17 protein-coding genes and 1 pseudogene are annotated in these 17,846 nt (G+C 72.1%); 6 read left to right on the top strand and 12 right to left on the bottom strand.

Translation table 11 applies throughout. The features are described 5' to 3' along the window. Nucleotides 1–111 precede the first annotated feature (111 nt). Both Csp2054_RS15560 and Csp2054_RS15555 read right to left on the bottom strand, forming a co-directional pair. Nucleotides 112–303 (bottom strand): DUF2273 domain-containing protein, encoded by a 192-nt coding sequence (locus Csp2054_RS15560; protein ID WP_096900367.1) that lies wholly within the window; start codon nt 301–303, stop codon nt 112–114. Beyond that, nucleotides 300–743, bottom strand: coding sequence for an Asp23/Gls24 family envelope stress response protein (locus Csp2054_RS15555; protein ID WP_096900366.1), 444 nt, complete (start codon nt 741–743; stop codon nt 300–302). The genes Csp2054_RS15560 and Csp2054_RS15555 overlap by 4 nt, the downstream gene beginning before the upstream one ends. Nucleotides 744–827: 84 nt before the next feature. Between Csp2054_RS15555 and Csp2054_RS15550 the strand changes: the two genes are divergently transcribed. After that, nucleotides 828–1,664 (top strand): exodeoxyribonuclease III, encoded by an 837-nt coding sequence (locus Csp2054_RS15550; protein WP_096900365.1) that lies wholly within the window; start codon nt 828–830, stop codon nt 1,662–1,664. 166 nt (nt 1,665–1,830) lie between these two features. Here the strand turns inward: Csp2054_RS15550 and Csp2054_RS15545 are convergent, their stop codons facing one another. Then, nucleotides 1,831–2,754, bottom strand: coding sequence for an AEC family transporter (locus Csp2054_RS15545; protein WP_096900364.1), 924 nt, complete (start codon nt 2,752–2,754; stop codon nt 1,831–1,833). Nucleotides 2,755–2,835: 81 nt separating this feature from the next. Between Csp2054_RS15545 and Csp2054_RS15540 the strand changes: the two genes are divergently transcribed. Further along, nucleotides 2,836–3,423 (top strand): nitroreductase family protein, encoded by a 588-nt coding sequence (locus Csp2054_RS15540; protein ID WP_096900363.1) that lies wholly within the window; start codon nt 2,836–2,838, stop codon nt 3,421–3,423. A 95-nt stretch (nt 3,424–3,518) separates the two neighbouring features. Further along, the gene (locus tag Csp2054_RS15535; RefSeq protein WP_096900374.1) at nt 3,519–4,277 is read left to right on the top strand and encodes an HAD-IIB family hydrolase; all 759 of its coding nucleotides are present in this window, start codon (nt 3,519–3,521) and stop codon (nt 4,275–4,277) included. A 63-nt stretch (nt 4,278–4,340) separates the two neighbouring features. Here Csp2054_RS15535 and Csp2054_RS15530 read toward each other — a convergent pair whose 3' ends face one another. After that, entirely contained in the window at nt 4,341–4,964 is a 624-nt protein-coding gene (locus tag Csp2054_RS15530; RefSeq protein WP_096900373.1) for a phosphoribosylanthranilate isomerase, read from the bottom strand. A 57-nt stretch (nt 4,965–5,021) separates the two neighbouring features. Continuing rightward, a complete protein-coding gene (locus tag Csp2054_RS15525) occupies nt 5,022–6,077 on the bottom strand; it encodes a serine/threonine-protein kinase (protein ID WP_096900362.1) in 1,056 nt (351 codons plus the stop codon). 196 nt (nt 6,078–6,273) lie between these two features. Here Csp2054_RS15525 and Csp2054_RS15520 point away from each other — a divergent pair, with 196 nt between their 5' ends. Continuing rightward, nucleotides 6,274–6,477, top strand: coding sequence for a DUF2945 domain-containing protein (locus Csp2054_RS15520; protein ID WP_096900361.1), 204 nt, complete (start codon nt 6,274–6,276; stop codon nt 6,475–6,477). Nucleotides 6,478–6,509: 32 nt separating this feature from the next. Here Csp2054_RS15520 and Csp2054_RS15515 read toward each other — a convergent pair whose 3' ends face one another. Next, entirely contained in the window at nt 6,510–7,205 is a 696-nt protein-coding gene (locus tag Csp2054_RS15515) for a DedA family protein (RefSeq protein WP_096900360.1), read from the bottom strand. Nucleotides 7,206–7,289: 84 nt separating this feature from the next. Beyond that, nucleotides 7,290–8,477: an ROK family transcriptional regulator gene (locus Csp2054_RS15510; protein ID WP_096900359.1), complete on the bottom strand. Its 1,188-nt coding sequence runs from the start codon at nt 8,475–8,477 to the stop codon at nt 7,290–7,292. Nucleotides 8,478–8,483: 6 nt separating this feature from the next. Here Csp2054_RS15510 and Csp2054_RS15505 point away from each other — a divergent pair, with 6 nt between their 5' ends. Together Csp2054_RS15505 and Csp2054_RS15500 are read left to right on the top strand one after the other, a co-directional pair. Continuing rightward, nucleotides 8,484–10,202 carry a beta-N-acetylhexosaminidase gene (locus Csp2054_RS15505; RefSeq protein ID WP_217990938.1) on the top strand — a complete coding sequence of 573 codons (1,719 nt, stop codon included), beginning with the start codon at nt 8,484–8,486 and terminating at the stop codon, nt 10,200–10,202. 116 nt (nt 10,203–10,318) lie between these two features. Beyond that, nucleotides 10,319–11,335, top strand: a pseudogene (locus Csp2054_RS15500) (UDP-N-acetylglucosamine 4,6-dehydratase family protein); the annotation flags it as partial. 147 nt (nt 11,336–11,482) lie between these two features. Here the strand turns inward: Csp2054_RS15500 and Csp2054_RS15495 are convergent. The 5 genes from Csp2054_RS15495 to Csp2054_RS15475 form a co-directional block, all read right to left on the bottom strand. Beyond that, complete coding sequence (locus tag Csp2054_RS15495; RefSeq protein ID WP_096900357.1) at nt 11,483–13,570, bottom strand: fructose-specific PTS transporter subunit EIIC; 2,088 nt, start codon at nt 13,568–13,570, stop codon at nt 11,483–11,485. 63 nt (nt 13,571–13,633) lie between these two features. Then, on the bottom strand, nt 13,634–14,662 hold the full coding sequence (locus Csp2054_RS15490) for a 1-phosphofructokinase family hexose kinase (RefSeq protein ID WP_096900356.1): 1,029 nt from the start codon (nt 14,660–14,662) through the stop codon (nt 13,634–13,636). Then, entirely contained in the window at nt 14,659–15,447 is a 789-nt protein-coding gene (locus Csp2054_RS15485; protein WP_096900355.1) for a DeoR/GlpR family DNA-binding transcription regulator, read from the bottom strand. The genes Csp2054_RS15490 and Csp2054_RS15485 overlap by 4 nt, the downstream gene beginning before the upstream one ends. Before the next feature lie 433 nt (nt 15,448–15,880). Then, nucleotides 15,881–16,810: a carbohydrate ABC transporter permease gene (locus Csp2054_RS15480; protein WP_217990937.1), complete on the bottom strand. Its 930-nt coding sequence runs from the start codon at nt 16,808–16,810 to the stop codon at nt 15,881–15,883. After that, entirely contained in the window at nt 16,807–17,844 is a 1,038-nt protein-coding gene (locus tag Csp2054_RS15475) for a carbohydrate ABC transporter permease (protein WP_096900354.1), read from the bottom strand. Before Csp2054_RS15475 ends, Csp2054_RS15480 begins: the two co-directional genes overlap by 4 nt. Nucleotides 17,845–17,846 lie beyond the last annotated feature (2 nt).

The raw sequence follows: 17,846 nt of genomic DNA, 5'->3' as shown, positions 1-17,846 counted from the left end.
CGGCCCCGCCGGGCACGGCCCCGCCGGGCACGGTGCCGCCGGGCACGGTGCCGCCGGGCCGCGGACCGGCCGGACCGACGTCGCGGCCCTGGTCGCCGGAAGCGGCGGCGGTCACGACGAACTCCGACGTCCGCGCAGGACGTCGAGCAGCCGCCGCACGTCGAGGGTGCCGGTGAGGATCCGGGCGACGACGGCACCGAGGACGATGCAGACGGCGACGACGACGAACGCCCACGCCCCGAGCGTCAGGCCGACGACGGCGAGCAGTGCGCCGGTCGCCATGCCGACGACGGTGGCGTTCATCGGACGCGACCCGGGGCGTCCTCGGTCTCGGTGCCGAAGCCGGGGATCTCGACGTCGTTGATCGCGACGTTCACCTCGGTGACCTCGAGGCCGACGAGGCGGGTCACGGCCTCCGCGACGGCCTCGCGGACGGCGGCGGCGACGGCCGTCATCGGCGTGGGGTACTCGACGACGATCGTCACGTCGACCGCCGCCTGGGTCTCGCCGACCTCGACGCGCACGCCCTGGCCGAGCGCGCTCGAGCCGATGGCGTCGCGGATCGCGCCGAACGCCCGCGCCGCGTTGCCGCCGAGCGCGTACACGCCGGGGACGTCACGGGCGGCGATGCCGGCGACCTTCGCCACGACGGCGTCGTCGATGATCGTGCGGCCCTTGGTGGTCACCTGCGTCGTCGTGCTGCCGGTGGTGGTGCCGTCGACGCGGTCGGTGCTGGCTGCCATGGGTGACTCCGTTCTGATCCGGTGCTCCTGGTGGTGGGTCCAGCGAACACCATGCCACCGGGAGGGACCGGTAGGTTCGGACCCATGCGCGTGGCGACCTGGAACGTGAACTCCGTCCGCACCCGAGTGGGGCGGATCGTCGACTGGCTGGTGCGCGAGGACGTCGACGTCCTCGGCATGCAGGAGATCAAGTGCAAGCCGGAGCAGTTCCCGACCGAGGCGTTCGAGGCGGCCGGCTACCAGGTCGAGGCGCACGGGCTGAACCAGTGGAACGGGGTCGCGTTCGCCAGTCGGCTGCCGATGGAGGACGTCACGCGCGACTTCCCCGGCCAGCCGGGCTTCCTCAAGGGCCACGAGGGGCCGGAACTCCCCGTGGAGGCCCGGGCGATCGGCGTCACGGTCGACGGCGTCCGGCTCTGGAGCCTGTACGTGCCGAACGGCCGCGAGCTCGGCGACCCGCACTACACGTACAAGCTCGACTGGCTCGCACAGCTGGCCGACCGCACCACGGAGTGGCTGACGGACGACCCCGAGCTCCCGCTGGCCCTCATGGGTGACTGGAACGTGGCGCCGCTCGACCAGGACGTCTGGGACATGGCGGTGTTCGCCGGCGCGACGCACGTCAGCGAGCCGGAGCGTGCGGCCTTCCACGCGTTCGAGGAGCGTGGCCTGCAGGACGTCGTCCGTCCGATCGTGCCCGACGGCTACACGTACTGGGACTACAAGCAGCTCCGGTTCCCGCGCAACGAGGGCATGCGCATCGACTTCGTGCTCGGCTCGCGGGCGTTCGCGGACGTCGTGACCGATGCGGCGATCCACCGCGACGAGCGGAAGGGCGACGCCCCGAGCGACCACGTGCCCGTGACGGTCGACCTCGACCTCGACACCTCGCTCGACGACGACCGCCCGATGATCTTCTGACGCGGGCGCGGTGGCGCGCCCGCAGGCGCACCGACGCGGCACCACCCCGACAGGCGGCACCGGCGCGGCGTCCCGCCGGCCACCCACCGGACGGGAGGCACGGCGCGCTCCCGCCCCGCGCCTCCCGTCCGCCGCGCCGTCGCCACCGGCACCGCGCAGCGCGCACCTAGGGGTGCAGCAGCGCGGCGATCGCGACGAGGACCGGCACCGACCCGACGGTCGAGACGAGCACGACGTCACGCGCCACCGGCACCGCCGCCCCGTACCGCTGCGCGTAGTTGAACACGTTCTGCGCCGACGGCAGCGCCGCGAGCGTGGTCAGGACGAACACGTGCTCGGCGCCCAGGCCGAACACGGACCGGGCCACCACGAACGCCACGGCGGGCATCACCAGGAGCTTCAGCACGGACGCCACCACGACGTCGGTCCGGATGGCGGGGTCGCGCAGCGGAGCGGACCCGTGCAGTCCGAGGCCGAACGACAGCAGCACGACCGGCACTGCCGCGGCGCCGACGAGCGAGAACGGCTCGAGCACGGGCTGCGGCAGCTCGACGTGCAGCGCCGAGCAGAGGAGTCCGACGAGCGACGCGATGATGATCGGGTTGCGGAACGGCCCGGCGATCCGTCGGGGCCAGCTGCCGGACCCGGAGGTGGCGGTGTCGAGCACCGTGAGCGCGACCGGGGCGAGCACGACGAGCTGCAGCAGGATCACCGGCACGACCGCGGTGGCCTGACCGAGCACGTACACCGCGACCGGCAGGCCGATGTTGTTCGCGTTCACGTAGCTCGACGCCAGCGCTCCGACCGTCGTGGTCGCCAGCGGTCGCCGCAGGACCACCCGGAACACCACGGCGGCGAGGAGCGCGACGACCAGGGCGCTGACGAGCGACACCCAGAGCACCGGGGACACCACGGCGGCGATGTCGGCCGTGGCGATCGTGTGGAACAGCAGGCACGGCATCAGCACGAAGAACGCGAGCCGGCTCATCACGAACTGCGCGTGTGGTCCGAGCAGCCCCGTGCGTCCCACGACGTACCCGGCGGCGATGATCGCGCCGATGATCGCGAACCCGGTCAAGACGCCACCCATCGGTCCCATCCTGGCACCCCGGTTCCGTGTGACCTCGTACAGGTGGGAAATGCGGACGACCCGACCGTCGTTGCACGCGGCATGACCTCGCAGACGCTCACCCGTTCGACCGACGCCAGCCAGCCCCTCGTGCCGCTCCTCGAGGAGCGCTGGAGCCCACGCTCCTACGACGAGACCGCCACCCTCTCGGACGCCTCCTTCGACGCCGTCCTCGAGGCCGCCCGCTGGGCACCGTCCGCCATGAACCTGCAGCCGCGCCGCTTCGTCGCCGGCCGCCGCGGCACCGAGACGTTCCGGAAGATCAACGACAACCTGCTCGGCTTCAACGCCGCGTGGGCGTTCCGCGCGAGCGCCCTGGTCGTCGGCATCGTGGAGACGGTGAACGAGGCCGGCGAGGAGCTCCGGTACGCCGAGTACGACCTCGGCCAGTCGCTCGCCGCCCTGACCGTCCAGGCACACGCCGAGGGGCTGCACGTGCACCAGATGGCGGGCATCGACGTCGAGGGGTTGCGTGCCGCGTTCGGGCTGTCCGAGCGCTTCCTGCCGTTCACCGTCACCGCCGTCGGCACCGTCGCGGACCCGTCGCAGCTCGACGAGAAGGCCGCGGAGCGCGAGGTCGCTCCCCGGACGCGTCTCCCGCTCGACGAGGTCGTGCTCGTCAAGGAGTGACCCGCCCGTCCGACGGCGGCGCCCGCACCACCGCGGACGTCGCCGTCGGACGTCGCTCCCGGGTGCGGCCGGTCGCGCTCTGGCAGGATCGGAGCATGACCACGCCCCGCCTCGTCGCCTTCGACCTGGACGACACCCTCGCCCCGTCGAAGTCGCCGCTCGACCCCGCCATGCTCGAGACCTTCGCGTCCCTGCTCGAGGTCGTGCCCGTCGCGGTGATCTCCGGCGGCAACTTCCACCAGTTCGAACAGCAGCTCGTCGCACCCCTCCGGCACCGCGAGGGCCTGACGCTCGACGACCTCCACCTCCTCCCGACCTGCGGCACGCGGTACTACCGCTGGCAGGCGGGCGAGTGGGCGCTGCAGTACGCCGAGGACCTCACGGCCGACGAGAAGTCCCGCGCGCTCGCCGCCGTCGAGGAGCAGGCGAAGCAGGCCGGCTACTGGGAGGCACGGACCTGGGGCGACATCCTCGAGGACCGCGGCTCCCAGATCACCTTCTCGGCGCTCGGGCAGACCGCTCCGGTCGACGTCAAGAAGCAGTGGGACCCGACGGGCGAGAAGAAGGACCACCTCCGCCGCCTGGTGCAGGAGCAGCTCCCCGACCTCGAGGTCCGCTCCGGCGGCTCGACGAGCATCGACATCACCCGCAAGGGCATCGACAAGGCGTACGGCATGCGTCGACTCGCCGAGCTGACGGGCATCGCGCTCGACGACATGCTCTTCGTCGGGGACCGGCTCGACCCGGAGGGCAACGACTACCCCGTCAAGGCCCTCGGCGTCCCCTGCCACGCCGTGGAGGGCTGGGAGGACACGAACACGTTCCTCACGGAGCTGATCCCGACACTGCGCTGACGCGCGGGCGTCGCGGCGCGTCCGTCGCTCCGGCGGGACGGACGGGAGGCGCGGAGCAGCGGCTCAGGGGATGCTGCGGACCGCCTCGACGAACGCGCGGATCTTCGCTGCGTCCTTCACGCCCCGCTCGGACTCCACCCCGCTGGACACGTCGACACCGTCGGGGTCGAGCGCCTCGACCGCGGTGACCACGTTCGCCGGCGTCAGCCCGCCCGCCAGGATCCACGCCTCGTCGACCTTGCCGGCGAGGGTCGACGGTTCGACGAGTCGGCCGCTGCCCGGCACGGCGGCGTCGAGCAGCAGGAGGTCGTGGTCGAACGCGGCCCGCTGTGCCTCGGTCTCGCGCAGGTAGTCGTCGGCAGCGACGGCGCGGATCGTGAAGAAGCCGGCGTCCCGTGCCCGGGCGAAGTCGGACGCGGCCTCGCCCCCGTGCAGCTGCAGGGTCGTGAGCCCGACGGCCGACGCGATGCCGACCACCTCGTCGATCTGCTGGTCGCGGAAGACCCCCACGGCGTCGATGCCCTCGGGCACGCGCTCGACGAGCTCCTTCGCGAGGTCGGCCGTCACCGTCCGCGGGCTTCCCGCGGCGAACACGAACCCGACCGCGTCGGCACCGGCATCCACGGCCGCGTCGACCGTCTCGGGGGTGGAGAGGCCGCAGATCTTGATCCAGCGCTGGTCGGTCATGCCGTCCATCCTGCCAGTGCCGACCGTCGGGGTCGCACCCGATCGGTGCCGACCCGATCAGTGCAGGACGACGCCCGCCAGGTACGACGCCGCGCACGCGGCGAGCAGGCCGAACGCGGCGAACGACCCGAGCAGGACGTTGCGCCGACGCCACCGCCGCTTGAGGTCGAACGTGCCGCGCTTGGCGTGGCGGTGGGCCGCGCGGTGGAGCTTGTGCGCGTGCTTGTGGCGGTTGCGGTCCGGTCCGAGCGGCAGCGGCCCCGTGATCTGGGTCGATCCGCCGCGCAGCGCGTTCGCCACGGCCACCGCCGTCGGACGCTTCTCGGGATCGCGATCGGTCATCCGGGTGAGCAGGTCCCGCCACTCGCGCGCGACACCGTCCGGCACCTCGGGGTCACGCCGGAGCCGGGCGAGTGCCGCCTCGATCAGCGTTCCCGAGTACTCCTGCTTGCCGGTGAGCGCCTCGAGCAGCACGAGGCCGAGCGAGTAGACGTCGGTCGCGAAGCCGATGGGTTCCCCCGCCACCTGCTCGGGGCTGAGGTACGCGGCGGTCCCGATGATCGTCCCGTCGTTCGTCAGACGCGACCCGTCGACGAAGTGCGCCACCCCGAAGTCGGTGAGCTTGACGGTGCGCGTGAACCCGGACGACCCCTCGTCGTTGATGAGGATGTTGGCCGGCTTCACGTCGCGGTGGACGATCCCGCGCGAGTGCACGTACGCGAGGGCGTCGGCGAGCTGTGCCCCGAGGTCGGCGACCTCGTAGTTGTGCAGCGGGCCGCTCGCGAGCCGGCGGAGCAGGGTCGTGTCCTTGATCAGCTCCATCACGATGAACCGGTGCGGACCGTCCTCGAACTCGTGCGTGCCGGCGTCGTACAGCGGGACGAGCCCCGGGTGCGACAGCATGCTGAGCAACCGGATCTCGCGCTCCTGGCGGACCCGGTCGGCCGTGGTCATCGAGTCGGGCGTGGCGAACAGCTTGACCGCGACCGCGCGGTAGGTGTGCTCGTCACGGGCCTCGTACACGGACCCCATGCCGCCGGTGCCGATCAGGCGGACGAGCCGGTACCGACCGGCGAGGACCGTGTCGGCTCTCGCGCTGTCCAGCAGGGTCATTGCACGTCGTTCCGTCGGGAGCCGGGAGGAACGGCGGTTGCCGTCTGGGTGACTCGAGCCCTAGGCTACGCGTCCGCATGCGGGTCCGCGGCCCCGTTACGACATCGTGATGCCCCCTGCTTCCCTGTGTCCACGCGGGATGCGGGGGTGTAGGCAGTCCTGCAACGGATGAGCGTTCACGCGCAAGGAGGACACGATGGCGCTGTCGAAGGGCGACGAGGTGCACTGGAACACCTCGCAGGGGAAGACGACCGGCAAGCTGGTCGAGAAGAAGACGAAGGACTTCACGTTCGAGGGGCAGGACTTCAGGCCCACCGACGACGACCCGTACTGGATCGTGGAGTCCGAGAAGTCGGGCAACAAGGCCGCCCACAAGGAGTCGGCCCTGTCGAAGGCCTGACCGCTCTGAGGCCTGCTCTCGGGGCCTGACCGTCAGTCCTCGGCCGCCGTCGCGCGACGGCGGCCGCGGGCTCCCCGGAGGGCCCGCTCGGCGCGGATCCGACGCACCCGGCGCACGACGAAGGTCACCGCGACGGCGGCGATCGCGACGTACAGGACCCGGTCGATCCACTCCGTGTACTGCTCGACCCGCTCGTACTGCGTGCCGAACGCCGCACCGAGGAGCACGAGCCCCGCGTTCCAGATCCCGCTCGCGATGATCGTGAACAGCGAGAACGTCCCGAGGTGCATCCGGTCCGCTCCGGCCGGCAGCGAGATGAGGCTCCGCACGATCGGCACGAACCGGCCGAAGAACACCGCGCTCCGGCCGTGTCGGTGGAACCAGGCCGCTGCCTTGCGGAAGTCGTCCTCGTCGACGAGGGGAAGCTTGCCGAGCAGGCGGACGGTCCGCTCGAAGCCGACGGCTGCACCGAGCCAGTAGAGCACGAGGGCCCCGAGGTACGAGCCGAGCGTCGAGAGCACGAGCACGAGCACGAGGTTCATCTGGCCGGCTCCGGCGAGGAAGCCCGCGAGCGGCAAGATCACCTCGGACGGGATCGGCGGGAACACCGTCTCGACGAACAGCATGAGCGCCACGCCCCATTCGCCGAGCGCGTCGATCAGGCGGAGGACGAGCCCGGACAGCCCACCCATCTCGGAGTCGGGAGCGGCGGCGAGGGCAGTCGTCATGCCTCGATGTTCCCTGAGCGGCCTGTCAGGCTCCGGCACGACTCCTGGACGTCAGCCGTGACGTGCCGGGTCGGGGTGCGACCGTCAGGCGAGACCCATGTGCGCGGTCCGCACGTGGCGCAACGACCGCGCGAGGGCGCCCCGCGCCACGGCGTCCCGCCCGACCGTCGACGGCGTGACCTCGACGGGGTGCCGGAGCTGCGGGACGACGACCTCGGCGAGCGCCTCGGCGAACACGCCCGCCGCGGGCAGCACCTCGCCCCCGACGACGACCACCTCCGGGTCGAGCGTCGTGACGAGCTGCACGACACCGGGCGAGACGTCGGCCGCGAACGCGCGGACGACGTCGACGGCTGCGGCGTCGCCCTGCCCGGCCGCGACGAAGACGGACTCGACGTCCGTGCCCGAGGCGATCCGTGCCTCCAGTCGGGCCGGCGCGGTGGGCCAGCCGGTCGACGCCAGGCCGCCGACCTCACCGGCTGCGCCCCGCGCACCGCGCGCGAGCGCGCCGCCCACGATGGAGGACGCGCCGATCTGCCGTCCCATGACCAGGTAGAGCGCGTCCTCGACCCCGCGGAAGCGCCCCCACATCGCCTCGGCCGTGGCGGCGAGCTTCGCGTCGTTGTCGAAGAAGGTCGCGGCGCCGGGGAAGAGGTCCTGGATCCGACCGGGGACCCGCGACTCGACCCACTGCGGCGCCGCCACCGTGTAGTCGATCGCGCCGGACCGGTCGACGACGGCGGGGACGCCGAACGTCGCCGCGAGGACCCGGTCCGTGTCGACGCCGTCGGTGAGCCGACGCACGACGTCCTGCACGCTCGCCCACGCCTGGTCGGCCGAGGTGAGGTCGGCGTAGTGCTCCTCGACCCGGGCGGTCGTGACCCCGCGCAGGTCGGCCCGCAGCCCGACGATGCCGTGCAGTCCGAGGTCGACCCCGAGCACGGCGCCCGCAGAGGCGTCGACGGTGAACCGCTTGGCGCGGCGTCCGGCCTTGTTCGGTGTCGCGATCGCCTCGGCCTCGACCACCCAGCCCTCGTCGACCAGGTCGGCGAGCGCGGCCTCCACCGTCGGACGGGACAGCCCCACGGCCCGGCCGAGCTCGGTGACGGTGCGTGAGGCGTCGTCACGGAGGAGCTCGTCGAGGATGGCCCGGGAGTTGATCATCCGGAGCACGCCGGGGTTCGTCCCGAGGACGGCGCCGGGGGTGGCGGTCCCGTCGGGCGTTGACACGATCTCCTGCACGGCCATAGCCTCCATATTACGAAAGACCATTGAGGAATGGTGGACCCCGACATGCTGATCCCCCGCCCGCGCCGCTCCGAAGCGGGTCCCGGCGCCTTCGAGCTCACCCCGTCGACACGCATCGCCGCCGACGCGCAGACGGAGTCGGTGCGACTGTACCTGCAGCAGACCCTGCGCGGCTCGACGGGCCTGCCGGTGCGCGACACGGAGCGTCACGAGGGGGACGACGTCATCGCGCTCCGGGTCGCCGGCGACGCCGCTGCCGAGGGGCTGCCGTCCGGCCCCTCGACCGCACCGGACGACCGCAGCGAGGCCTTCCGCCTCACGGTCTCCCCCGCGCGGATCGAGATCGTCGGGGGGTCTGCCGCCGGCGTGTTCTACGGCGTGCAGGCACTGCTGCAGTCCCTGCCCGCCGACGTGTACCGGCACGGACGCGTCGGCACGGGACCGTGGACGGTCGCGGCCACCGTGGTCGAGGACGCCCCGGCGTTCGCCTGGCGCGGCGTGATGCTCGACGTCTGCCGTCACTTCCGGACGAAGCACGAGGTCATGCGCGTCGTCGACCAGCTCGCCGCGCACCGCATCAACCGCCTGCACTTCCACCTGACGGAGGATCAGGGCTGGCGCATCGAGATCCGGAAGTACCCACGGCTCACCGAGGTCGGCTCGTGGCGTCGTGAGTCGCAGGTCGGCGCGCACGTCCTGGACGACGACGGCGTGCTGCGGCCCGCAGCGTTCGACGGACGCCCGCACGGCGGGTACTACACGCAGGACGACATCCGCGAGATCGTCGCGTACGCCGCCGACCGGTTCGTGACGGTCGTGCCCGAGATCGAGACGCCCGGACACGTGCGCGCAGCACTGGCCGCCTACCCGGAACTGGGCGTGCACCCGGACGAGCCGGTCGAAGTGTGGACCGAGTGGGGCATCGCCGAGGACGTCCTGAACGCAGAGGAGTCGACGATCGCCTTCTTCCAGGACGTCCTCGACGAGGTCGTCGCGCTCTTCCCGAGCCCGTACATCGGCATCGGCGGCGACGAGTGCCCGAAGGTGCAGTGGCAGCACGACCCCCGCACGCAGGAGCGCATCCGGGAGCTCGGCCTGGCGGACGAGGAGCAGCTCCAGGCGTGGATCATCGGCCGGCTCGCCGCGCACGTCGAGTCACACGGGCGGCGCGCGTTCGGGTGGGACGAGATCCTCGAGGGCGGCACGCTGTCGTCCTCGGCGACCGTCCTGTCGTGGCGCGGCCTCACCGGCGCCCGCACGGCGGCCAAGCGCGGGCACGACGTCATCTCGGCGCCCGACGACCAGGTCTACCTGGACTACCGGCAGAGCGACCTGCCGACCGAGCCCATCCCGGTGTCGATCGTCCTGTCGGTCGACGACGTCTTCGCGTTCGACCCGGTCCCGTCCGGTCTCACCGACGACGAGCGTGCCCACGTCGTCGGCGGTCAGGGCAACATGTGGACGGAGCACGTCGACACCGCCCGCAAGCTCGACTACCAGCTGTTCCCGCGGGTCGCGGCCCTCGCCGAGGCCCTGTGGTCGGCCGACGTGACCCGCCCCCGCGACGCCGCCGAGTTCCGCGGGCGCCTCGCCGAGCACACCGCCCGGCTCGAGGCGATGGGCATCGAGTACCGGCACGAGGCGGGTCCGTTCCCGTGGGAGCAGCGGCCGGGCGTCCCCGGGCGTCCGCACTCGCGCGAGGAGCGGGCCGCCTACATCGACGCGGTGACGGCCAACATCGCGCAGTAGCTCCCTGGGATCACCACGCCGTCGATATTGTTATTTCACATTCACGACGGTAGGATGGAGGGACGTCCACGATCATCCTGAGGAGCGCCATGTCCGACCCCACGCCCCGAACCGCGTCCGACATCGACGGTCTCGACCTCCACGACCTCATCGGCATCCGCCCGACGACACCCGACCTCTCCCAGGTCGACGGCCTCGTCCGTGGCAAGCGGGTCCTCGTGACCGGCGCCGGAGGTTCGATCGGCAGCGAGCTCTGCCGGCAGCTCGCGGCGCTGGAGCCCAGCGAGGTGATCATGCTCGACCGCGACGAGACCGCACTGCAGCAGGTCCAGGTGTCGGTCTCGGGGCACGGGCTGCTCGACACGAGCGACGTGGTCCTCGCCGACATCCGCGACGCCGACGCGATCGAGCGCGTGATGCGGGTGCGCCGCCCGGACGTCGTCTTCCACGCGGCCGCGCTCAAGCACCTCCCGATGCTCGAGCAGTACCCGGACGAGGCGTGGAAGACCAACGTCCTCGGCACCCGCAACGTGCTGGCCGCGGCGGTCGCGGCCGACGTGCCCGTGCTGGTGAACATCTCGACCGACAAGGCCGCGAACCCCACGAGCGTCCTCGGGTTCACGAAGCGCATCGCCGAGCGACTCACCGCGTGGACCGCCGCCGAGACCGGCCGCCGCTACGTCTCGGTCCGCTTCGGCAACGTGCTCGGCAGTCGGGGTTCGATGATCCCGCTGTTCGCCGAGCTGATCCGCGCCGGCCGCCCGGTCACGGTCACGCACCCTGACGCCACCCGCTACTTCATGACGATCCCGGAGGCCTGCCACCTCGTCATCCAGGCGGCCGCGATCGCCGAGCCGGGCGAGGTCCTCGTGCTCGACATGGGCGAGCCCGTGCGGATCCTCGACGTCGCCACCCGCATGATCGACGTGCTCGGCGGAACGTCCGACATCGTGTTCACGGGCCTGCGCCCCGGCGAGAAGCTGCACGAGGAACTGATCGGCTCGGGTGAGACCGAGCGCCGCCCGGTGCACCCGAAGATCTCGCACGCGACGGTGCCGCCGCTGGCGCCGAGCGAGCTCGACGTCGAGGCCGACGTGCGGACGGCGCCGATCGAGCTCGCGATGGCGGCCTGATCCGAGGCCGGTCGACCGCAGGACCGACGCCGCGCCTCGACGCGACGCGACGCGACGACCAACGCGACCGCAGGACGGACGGGAGGCACGGTGCCAGCTGGCACCGTGCCTCCCGTCCGTCACGTGGTGACGCAACGCGTCAGCTGATCAGGCGGCCACCGCGACCCGCTCGTCGGCGTTGACGACGGTCGGCTCCGGAGCGTCCGCCTTCCGCACCCACTTCTTCAGACCGACCAGGACGAGGGCGGACACGACCATCCCGACCAGGATCGCGACGATGAACATCGCGACGTCGCCGATGGCGAAGAAGACGAAGATGCCGCCGTGCGGGGCGCGCGAGGTGACGCCGGCCGCCATCGAGATCGCACCGGTGACCGCGGCACCGACCATCGACGCCGGGATGACCCGCAGCGGGTCGGCCGCGGCGAACGGGATCGCCCCCTCGGAGATGAAGGAGGCGCCGAGCAGCCACGCGGCCTTGCCGTTCTCACGCTCCGGCTTGGTGAAGCCCTTGCGGTAGAGCACGGTCGACGCGAGGGCGAGTGCGAGCGGCGGCACCATGCCGGCGGCCATGACCGCGGCCATGATCTCGAAGGGCACGACGTTGGTGGCCGTCCCGGCACCGAGACCGGCGACCGCGAACGAGTACGCCACCTTGTTGACCGGGCCACCGAGGTCGAACGCCATCATCAGGCCGAGGATCACGCCGAGGAGGATCGCCGAGGCGCCGTTGAGCGAGTTGAGCCAGTTGGTCAGCTGCGTCATGACCCAGGCGATCGGGCCGCCGAGCACCAGGAGCATGAGCCCGGAGGCGATGATCGACGCGAAGAGCGGGATGATCACGACGGGCATGAGACCACGGAGCCAGCGCCAGGTCGGGATGCGCCCGATCCAGTACGCGGCACCACCGGCGATGAGACCACCGACGAGGCCGCCGAGGAACCCGGCGTTCATGAAGACGGCGATCGAACCGGCGACGAAGCCGGGGGCGATGCCCGGACGGTCGGCGATGGCGTACGCGATGTACCCGGCGAGCGCGGCCACGAGGAACCCGAGCGACACACCGCCGATCTGGAACGCCGCTGCGCCGAGGTAGTACGCCAGCCCCTCGGGCGGGAGGTTGAGGAGGGTGTAGTGCGTCAGCGTGTAGACGGCGTTGTTCTGGCCGGAGTCACCGTGCGCGAGCGCGATGCCGTAGCCGGAGAGCAGGAAGCCGAGCGCGATGAGCAGACCGCCGCCCGCGACGAACGGGATCATGTAGCTCACACCGGTGAGCAGCCACCGCTTGAGCGCCTGGCCGAAGTGCTCGTCGGGCTTCGTGGTCTCCGCCGCCGTCGCCGCGCCGCCCTGCACGCGCGCCGCGTTCGGGTCGTCGGCTGCGCGGAGCGCCTCGGCGATCATCTTGTCGGGCTCGTCGACGCCGCGCTTGACCGGACCGGACACGAGCGGCTTGCCCGCGAAGCGTCCCCGGTCGCGCACGTCGACGTCGACCGCGAAGACGACGGCGTCCGCGCGTGCGATCAGCGCGGGGTCGAGCGGGTCGACCTGCGAGGAGCCCTGCGTCTCGATGTGCATCTCGGCGCCCGCGCGCTGCGCGGCGGCGACGAGGGCGTCGGCAGCCATGTAGGTGTGCGCGATGCCGGTCGGGCAGGCGGTGACGCCCACCAGGACCTTGCGCGCGCCCGTGCCGGCCGCGGCGGGCGCGCTGGGTTCGGCTGCCGCCGGACGGGAGGCGCTGCTCGCGTTCCCGACACCGGCTTCGGCGACCTCGCCGCCGACCTCGCGCTGCACGAGGTCGACGATCTCCTGCGGGGTGGCCGCTGCACGGAGTGCCGCGGTGAAGTCCTCGCGGATGAGGGCCCGTGCGAGGGTCGACAGGACCGTGAGGTGGTCCTTGTCGGCGCCCTCGGGCACGGCGATCATGAAGACGATGTCCGCGTCGCCGTCCGGTGCGCCGAACGGCACCTTCCGGGCGAGACGGGAGAACGCCAGGGTCGGGCTCGACACCGAGGCGGACCGGGCGTGCGGGATCGCGATGCCGCCGGGGACCCCCGTTCCGACGCTCGCTTCGCGCTTGATGGCGTCGTCGGCGAGGGCGGCTCCGTCGGCCGCGCGGCCGGTGGCGGCGACGCGGCCGGCGAGGACGCGGATGACGTCGCTCGACGTGGCACCGAGGTCCTCGTCGAGGCCGACGAGGTCAGCGCTGATGAGGCGCTGCGTCGTGTCTGCGGACATGGGGTTGCTCCTTTGCAGTGGCGCCGGGGGCGCTGGCCGTGCTGGTTTCTTGGTGAGTGGGGGTCAGACCGGTTCCGGTGCGCCGACGGGCATCGTCGCGGCGGTGGCGGTCTGGAGGGTGCGGACCTCGATCACCGAGGGGTCGGTGTGGTCCAGCGCGGGGACGTCGCTGCCCGGGAGCGCGGCCGCTGCCGCCCCGGTCGCGACGGCCTGGGCGAGGCGCTCGGCCGGGGACGCTCCCGCGACCTCGGCGAGCAGGTACCCGGCGAGGGAGGAGTCCCCCGCGCCGACGGTCGAGCGCGCGACGATGCGCGGTGCTGCGGCGGCGAAGGCGCCCTCGCCGCCGACGAGGACGGCGCCGGCGCTCCCGAGGGTCAGGAGCACGGTGTCGACACCGCGGGCACGGAGCCGTCCGGCCGCGACGACCGCCGCGTCGAGGTCCTGCTCGTAGACGTCCGGGTCGCCGCCGACGACCTCGGCGAGCTCCTCGGCGTTCGGCTTCACCAGGTCGATCCGCTCCCCGGCCTGCAGCAGCGCGGTGAAGGGGACGCCGGACGAGTCGACCGCGATCCGGACGTCGTCGCCGTGGCGGGCGCGGACGGCGCGCACCAGGACGGCGAGCGCGTCGTCGGGCAGACCCGGCGGCAGCGAGCCGGCGAGGACCACCCAGCGGGCTCCGGGGCCGGTCGGGGTGGGCCCGGCTGCGTCCGCGACGAGCGCCGCGAACTCGTCCAGTCGCCCGGCGAGGGAGGGACCGGGTTCGTTGAGCTTCGTCGTCGTGCCGGTCGGCTCGGTGACGGTGACGTTCGAGCGGAGCGGGGCGCCGATCGGCATCGCGGCCGTCGGGATGCCACGCGTCGCGAGCCCGAGCAGGACCGGGTCGAGGTCGTCACCGGGCAGGACGGCCACGGTGTCGCCGCCGCTCGCGACGACGACGCGGGACACGTTGACGCCCTTGCCGCCGGGTTCGGCCGTGCTGCGGGTGGCGCGCTGGACGGCACCGCGCTGGAGCTCGCCGGCGAGCTCGATCGTGCGGTCGAGGCTGGGGTTCGGGGTGACGGTGACGATGCGCGTGCTGTGTGCGTTGGTCATGCGACGACCACCTCCACGTCGGCGTCGGCGAGCGCCCCGGCGAGGTCGGCCGGCGGCTCCTGGTCGGTGACGAGGGTGTCGATCTCGTCGAGTCGGGCGAAGCGCATGAGCGCCTCCACCCCGTGCTTGGCCGCGTCGGCGACGACCACGCTGCGGCGCGCGGCGAGGACGTACGCGCCCTTGACCGCGGCCTCGTACTCGTCGGGTGTGCTGAGCCCGAACCCGGCCGAGAGCCCGTTCGTCCCGACGAAGGCGATGTCGGGTCGGAGAGCGCCGATCTGCTCGACGGTCGCCGTGCCGACGGCTGCGCTGGTCACCCCGCGCACCCGACCGCCGAGCAGGTGCAGCTCGACGTGGGCGCTGTGCTGGAGGGTCGCCGCGATCGGGACGGAGTTCGTGATCACCGTGATCGTCGCGCCGGCGGTGGCAGGCTCCCACCGGGCCAGCTCGGCTGCGACCGCGGCGCAGGTCGTGCCGGCGTCGACGGCGATGGAGCCGGTGAAGGTCGGCGGGACGAGGCGCATCGCGGCCCGGGCGATGGCCGTCTTGGCGGCCCCGTGCTGACCCTCGCGCTCGGCGACGGTCAGTTCGACGATGCTCGACCGGCCGACGGGGACGGCGCCGCCGTGGACCCGGCGCAGGAGGCCGGCGGACTCGAGGGCGTCGAGGTCGCGGCGGACGGTCTCGGTGGTGACGTCGAAGTGCTCGGCGAGCTCGGCGACGGAGACCCGCCCTGCCGACTGCAGCGACGCGGCGATGGCATCCTGCCGCTCGGTTGCGTACATGCCCGAACTCCTTCGTTCCCGTTGGTTTCAGGAACAGTACGCCGCAAAGCCACACGTTCGCAACTGTTTCGTTGCCAAACCAACGCAGACGCAGACGCATTTCGCACCCGTGCCCCGCCCCGATCCGCGTCCCGATCGTCCCGGTTACAAAATTTCGCCATCTGGTCGCCACACGAGGCGTCCTGTGGAACCTCGACGTCGGGGCCGCGGCAAGTCGTGGAACCTCGACGTCGGGGCCGCGGCAAGTCGTGGAACCTCGATCGACCAACGTCGGGGCCGGGCCGTTGTCGTGGAATCCGATCGACCACGGACGCCGGGGCCGGGGCCGCCGTCGTGCCCAGGACCGCCGTCGGCAGCGGCACAACGGGGCCCGAGCGCGGACGAGCGCCCCGCCCTGCGCAGTGCAGGACGGGGCGCTCGACCGCGACTCCCGCTACCCCTTGACGGCCCCCGCGGTCATGCCGCTCACCAGACGCCGCTGCACGATCAGGAAGAACACCACCACCGGGATCGAGAACAGCACCGACGCCGCCATGAGTCCCCCGAAGTCCGTGCCCTTGTTCGTCGAGAACCCGGCGAGCCACACCGGCAGCGTGTACATCCCCTGGTCCTTGAGCATGACGTACGCCGTCAGGTAGTCGTTCCACGCCGCGATGAAGGCGAACACGCTCGTGGCGATGACCCCCGGCAGCACGAGCGGGAACAGGACGCTCCACAGGATCCGGACGGTCCCGGCCCCGTCGACCTTCGCCGCCTCCTCGATCTCGGCGGGCACCGCCACGAAGAACCCGCGCATGACCCAGATGGAGAACGGCAGCACGCTCGCCACGTAGGCCAGGATCAGCCCGATGTAGCTGTTGAGCAGCCCGAGCGTCTGGAACGACAGGAACAGCGGGATGAGCAGCGCCCCGGACGGGATCATCTGCACGAAGAGGATCGCCACGAGGATCCCCCGGCGTCCGCGGAACCGGAACCGCGACAGCGCCGCCGAGGCCAGGAACCCGACGACGATCGAGAGCAGCACCGCGGCGAGCACGACGATCGCCGAGTTCCGCAGGTACACGAGGAAGCCGGCCTGGGTGAGCGCCCGGGTGAAGTTCTCGAGCGTCGGCCGCAGCGGCAGCCAGATCGGCGTCAGCGTGGTGACCTCGTCGGCGGGCTTGAAGGCGGTGTTCACCATCCAGTAGATCGGGAACACCCAGACCAGGCAGAACACGACCGCGAGCGTGTTCGCCAGGATGCGCGGCTTCCGCCGCCGTCGGCGCACCGCCCGGGAGGCGCGGGTCCCGTCCGCCACGTCGGGCTGCGCCTCGGACGCGGTCACCCCGGTCAGCCCGGGTGTGGTGCTCGTGGTCGTGGTCACAGGTCTTCCTCCCCGCTGCGGACGAGTCGGCGGATGTAGTAGCTGGTGAGTGCGCCGAGGATCACCGTCGAGATGACGGCGATCGCGGCACCCTGGCCGTAGGCGTTCGACACGAAGGACTTCACGAAGGTCCAGATGCCCAGCGTGAGCGTCGTGTCCTCCGGGCCGCCCTTCGTGAGCAGCCAGATCTGGTTGAACACGTTGAAGTCCCAGATCACCGAGAGGATCGTGACGAGGAGGAGCGTCGGCACGAGGGCCGGCAGCGTGATCGCCCGGTACATCGCCCACGCGGACGCCCCGTCGAGCGCGCCGGCCTCGTAGTACTCCGGCGCGATCTGCGACTGCGCCGCGTAGAGCGTGAGCGCCACGAACGGCACGGCCTGCCAGATGACGAGGGAGAGCACGATCGCGAGGGCCTGCCCGGGCGTCGAGGCCCAGTTGTCCTGCGTGTGGTCGCCGAACACCCCGAGCTGGGTGATGAGCCAGTTCAGCACGCCGTAGAACGGCTGGAACAGCCATTGCCAGACGAGGCTCGAGGCGACGTTCGGCATCGCCCACGCGAGCACGAGCACGACGCTCACGACCGTGCGCATCACGACGCCGAGCCGGGTGAGCAGCTGCGAGACGGCCATCCCGATGCCGATCGTGCCGAGCACCATCGCCCCGGTGACGAGCACCGTCCGGAGGATGACCGGCCAGAAGCTCGCGTCGGTCAGGACGTTCGTGTAGTTCGCCAGCCCGGCGAACCCGGCCTGCCCGGTGAAGATCGCCCGGAGGCCGTAGTCCTGGAACGAGATGACGAGCAGCCGGACGAGCGGGTAGACGACGAGCGCGAGGAGCAGGACCGCCGCCGGCGCGAGGAGCACGAGCGGTGCACGGGAGGCGGTCACCGAGCGACGCCGGACCCCGCGACCGCCCGCCGAACCGCTGCCCGACGGACCGGCCCCGGCTGACCGGCCCCGGCGCGGGCCGCCACGCCGGGTGTCCGGCCCGGCCGGAGCCGGACCGGACACCCGCTCTGCAGTGGAGGTCATCG

The sequence above is a fragment of the Curtobacterium sp. 'Ferrero' genome, from assembly GCF_002412165.1.
GTDB lineage: Bacteria > Actinomycetota > Actinomycetes > Actinomycetales > Microbacteriaceae > Curtobacterium.
This window is presented reverse-complemented; position numbering and strand designations above follow the sequence as displayed.

What these genes read in the sequence shown, in the direction of transcription:
- Csp2054_RS15540 (WP_096900363.1), top strand. Translation starts at nt 2,836, where the DNA reads ATGACCTCGCAGACGCTCACCCGTTCGACCGACGCCAGCCAGCCCCTC.
- Csp2054_RS15490 (WP_096900356.1), bottom strand. Translation starts at nt 14,662, where the DNA reads ATGACCAACGCACACAGCACGCGCATCGTCACCGTCACCCCGAACCCC.
- Csp2054_RS15550 (WP_096900365.1), top strand. Translation starts at nt 828, where the DNA reads ATGCGCGTGGCGACCTGGAACGTGAACTCCGTCCGCACCCGAGTGGGG.
- Csp2054_RS15515 (WP_096900360.1), bottom strand. Translation starts at nt 7,205, where the DNA reads ATGACGACTGCCCTCGCCGCCGCTCCCGACTCCGAGATGGGTGGGCTG.
- Csp2054_RS15555 (WP_096900366.1), bottom strand. Translation starts at nt 743, where the DNA reads ATGGCAGCCAGCACCGACCGCGTCGACGGCACCACCACCGGCAGCACG.
- Csp2054_RS15510 (WP_096900359.1), bottom strand. Translation starts at nt 8,477, where the DNA reads ATGGTCTTTCGTAATATGGAGGCTATGGCCGTGCAGGAGATCGTGTCA.
- Csp2054_RS15475 (WP_096900354.1), bottom strand. Translation starts at nt 17,844, where the DNA reads ATGACCTCCACTGCAGAGCGGGTGTCCGGTCCGGCTCCGGCCGGGCCG.
- Csp2054_RS15560 (WP_096900367.1), bottom strand. Translation starts at nt 303, where the DNA reads ATGAACGCCACCGTCGTCGGCATGGCGACCGGCGCACTGCTCGCCGTC.
- Csp2054_RS15505 (WP_217990938.1), top strand. Translation starts at nt 8,484, where the DNA reads ATGGTGGACCCCGACATGCTGATCCCCCGCCCGCGCCGCTCCGAAGCG.
- Csp2054_RS15530 (WP_096900373.1), bottom strand. Translation starts at nt 4,964, where the DNA reads ATGACCGACCAGCGCTGGATCAAGATCTGCGGCCTCTCCACCCCCGAG.
- Csp2054_RS15520 (WP_096900361.1), top strand. Translation starts at nt 6,274, where the DNA reads ATGGCGCTGTCGAAGGGCGACGAGGTGCACTGGAACACCTCGCAGGGG.
- Csp2054_RS15525 (WP_096900362.1), bottom strand. Translation starts at nt 6,077, where the DNA reads ATGACCCTGCTGGACAGCGCGAGAGCCGACACGGTCCTCGCCGGTCGG.
- Csp2054_RS15545 (WP_096900364.1), bottom strand. Translation starts at nt 2,754, where the DNA reads ATGGGTGGCGTCTTGACCGGGTTCGCGATCATCGGCGCGATCATCGCC.
- Csp2054_RS15495 (WP_096900357.1), bottom strand. Translation starts at nt 13,570, where the DNA reads ATGTCCGCAGACACGACGCAGCGCCTCATCAGCGCTGACCTCGTCGGC.
- Csp2054_RS15485 (WP_096900355.1), bottom strand. Translation starts at nt 15,447, where the DNA reads ATGTACGCAACCGAGCGGCAGGATGCCATCGCCGCGTCGCTGCAGTCG.
- Csp2054_RS15535 (WP_096900374.1), top strand. Translation starts at nt 3,519, where the DNA reads ATGACCACGCCCCGCCTCGTCGCCTTCGACCTGGACGACACCCTCGCC.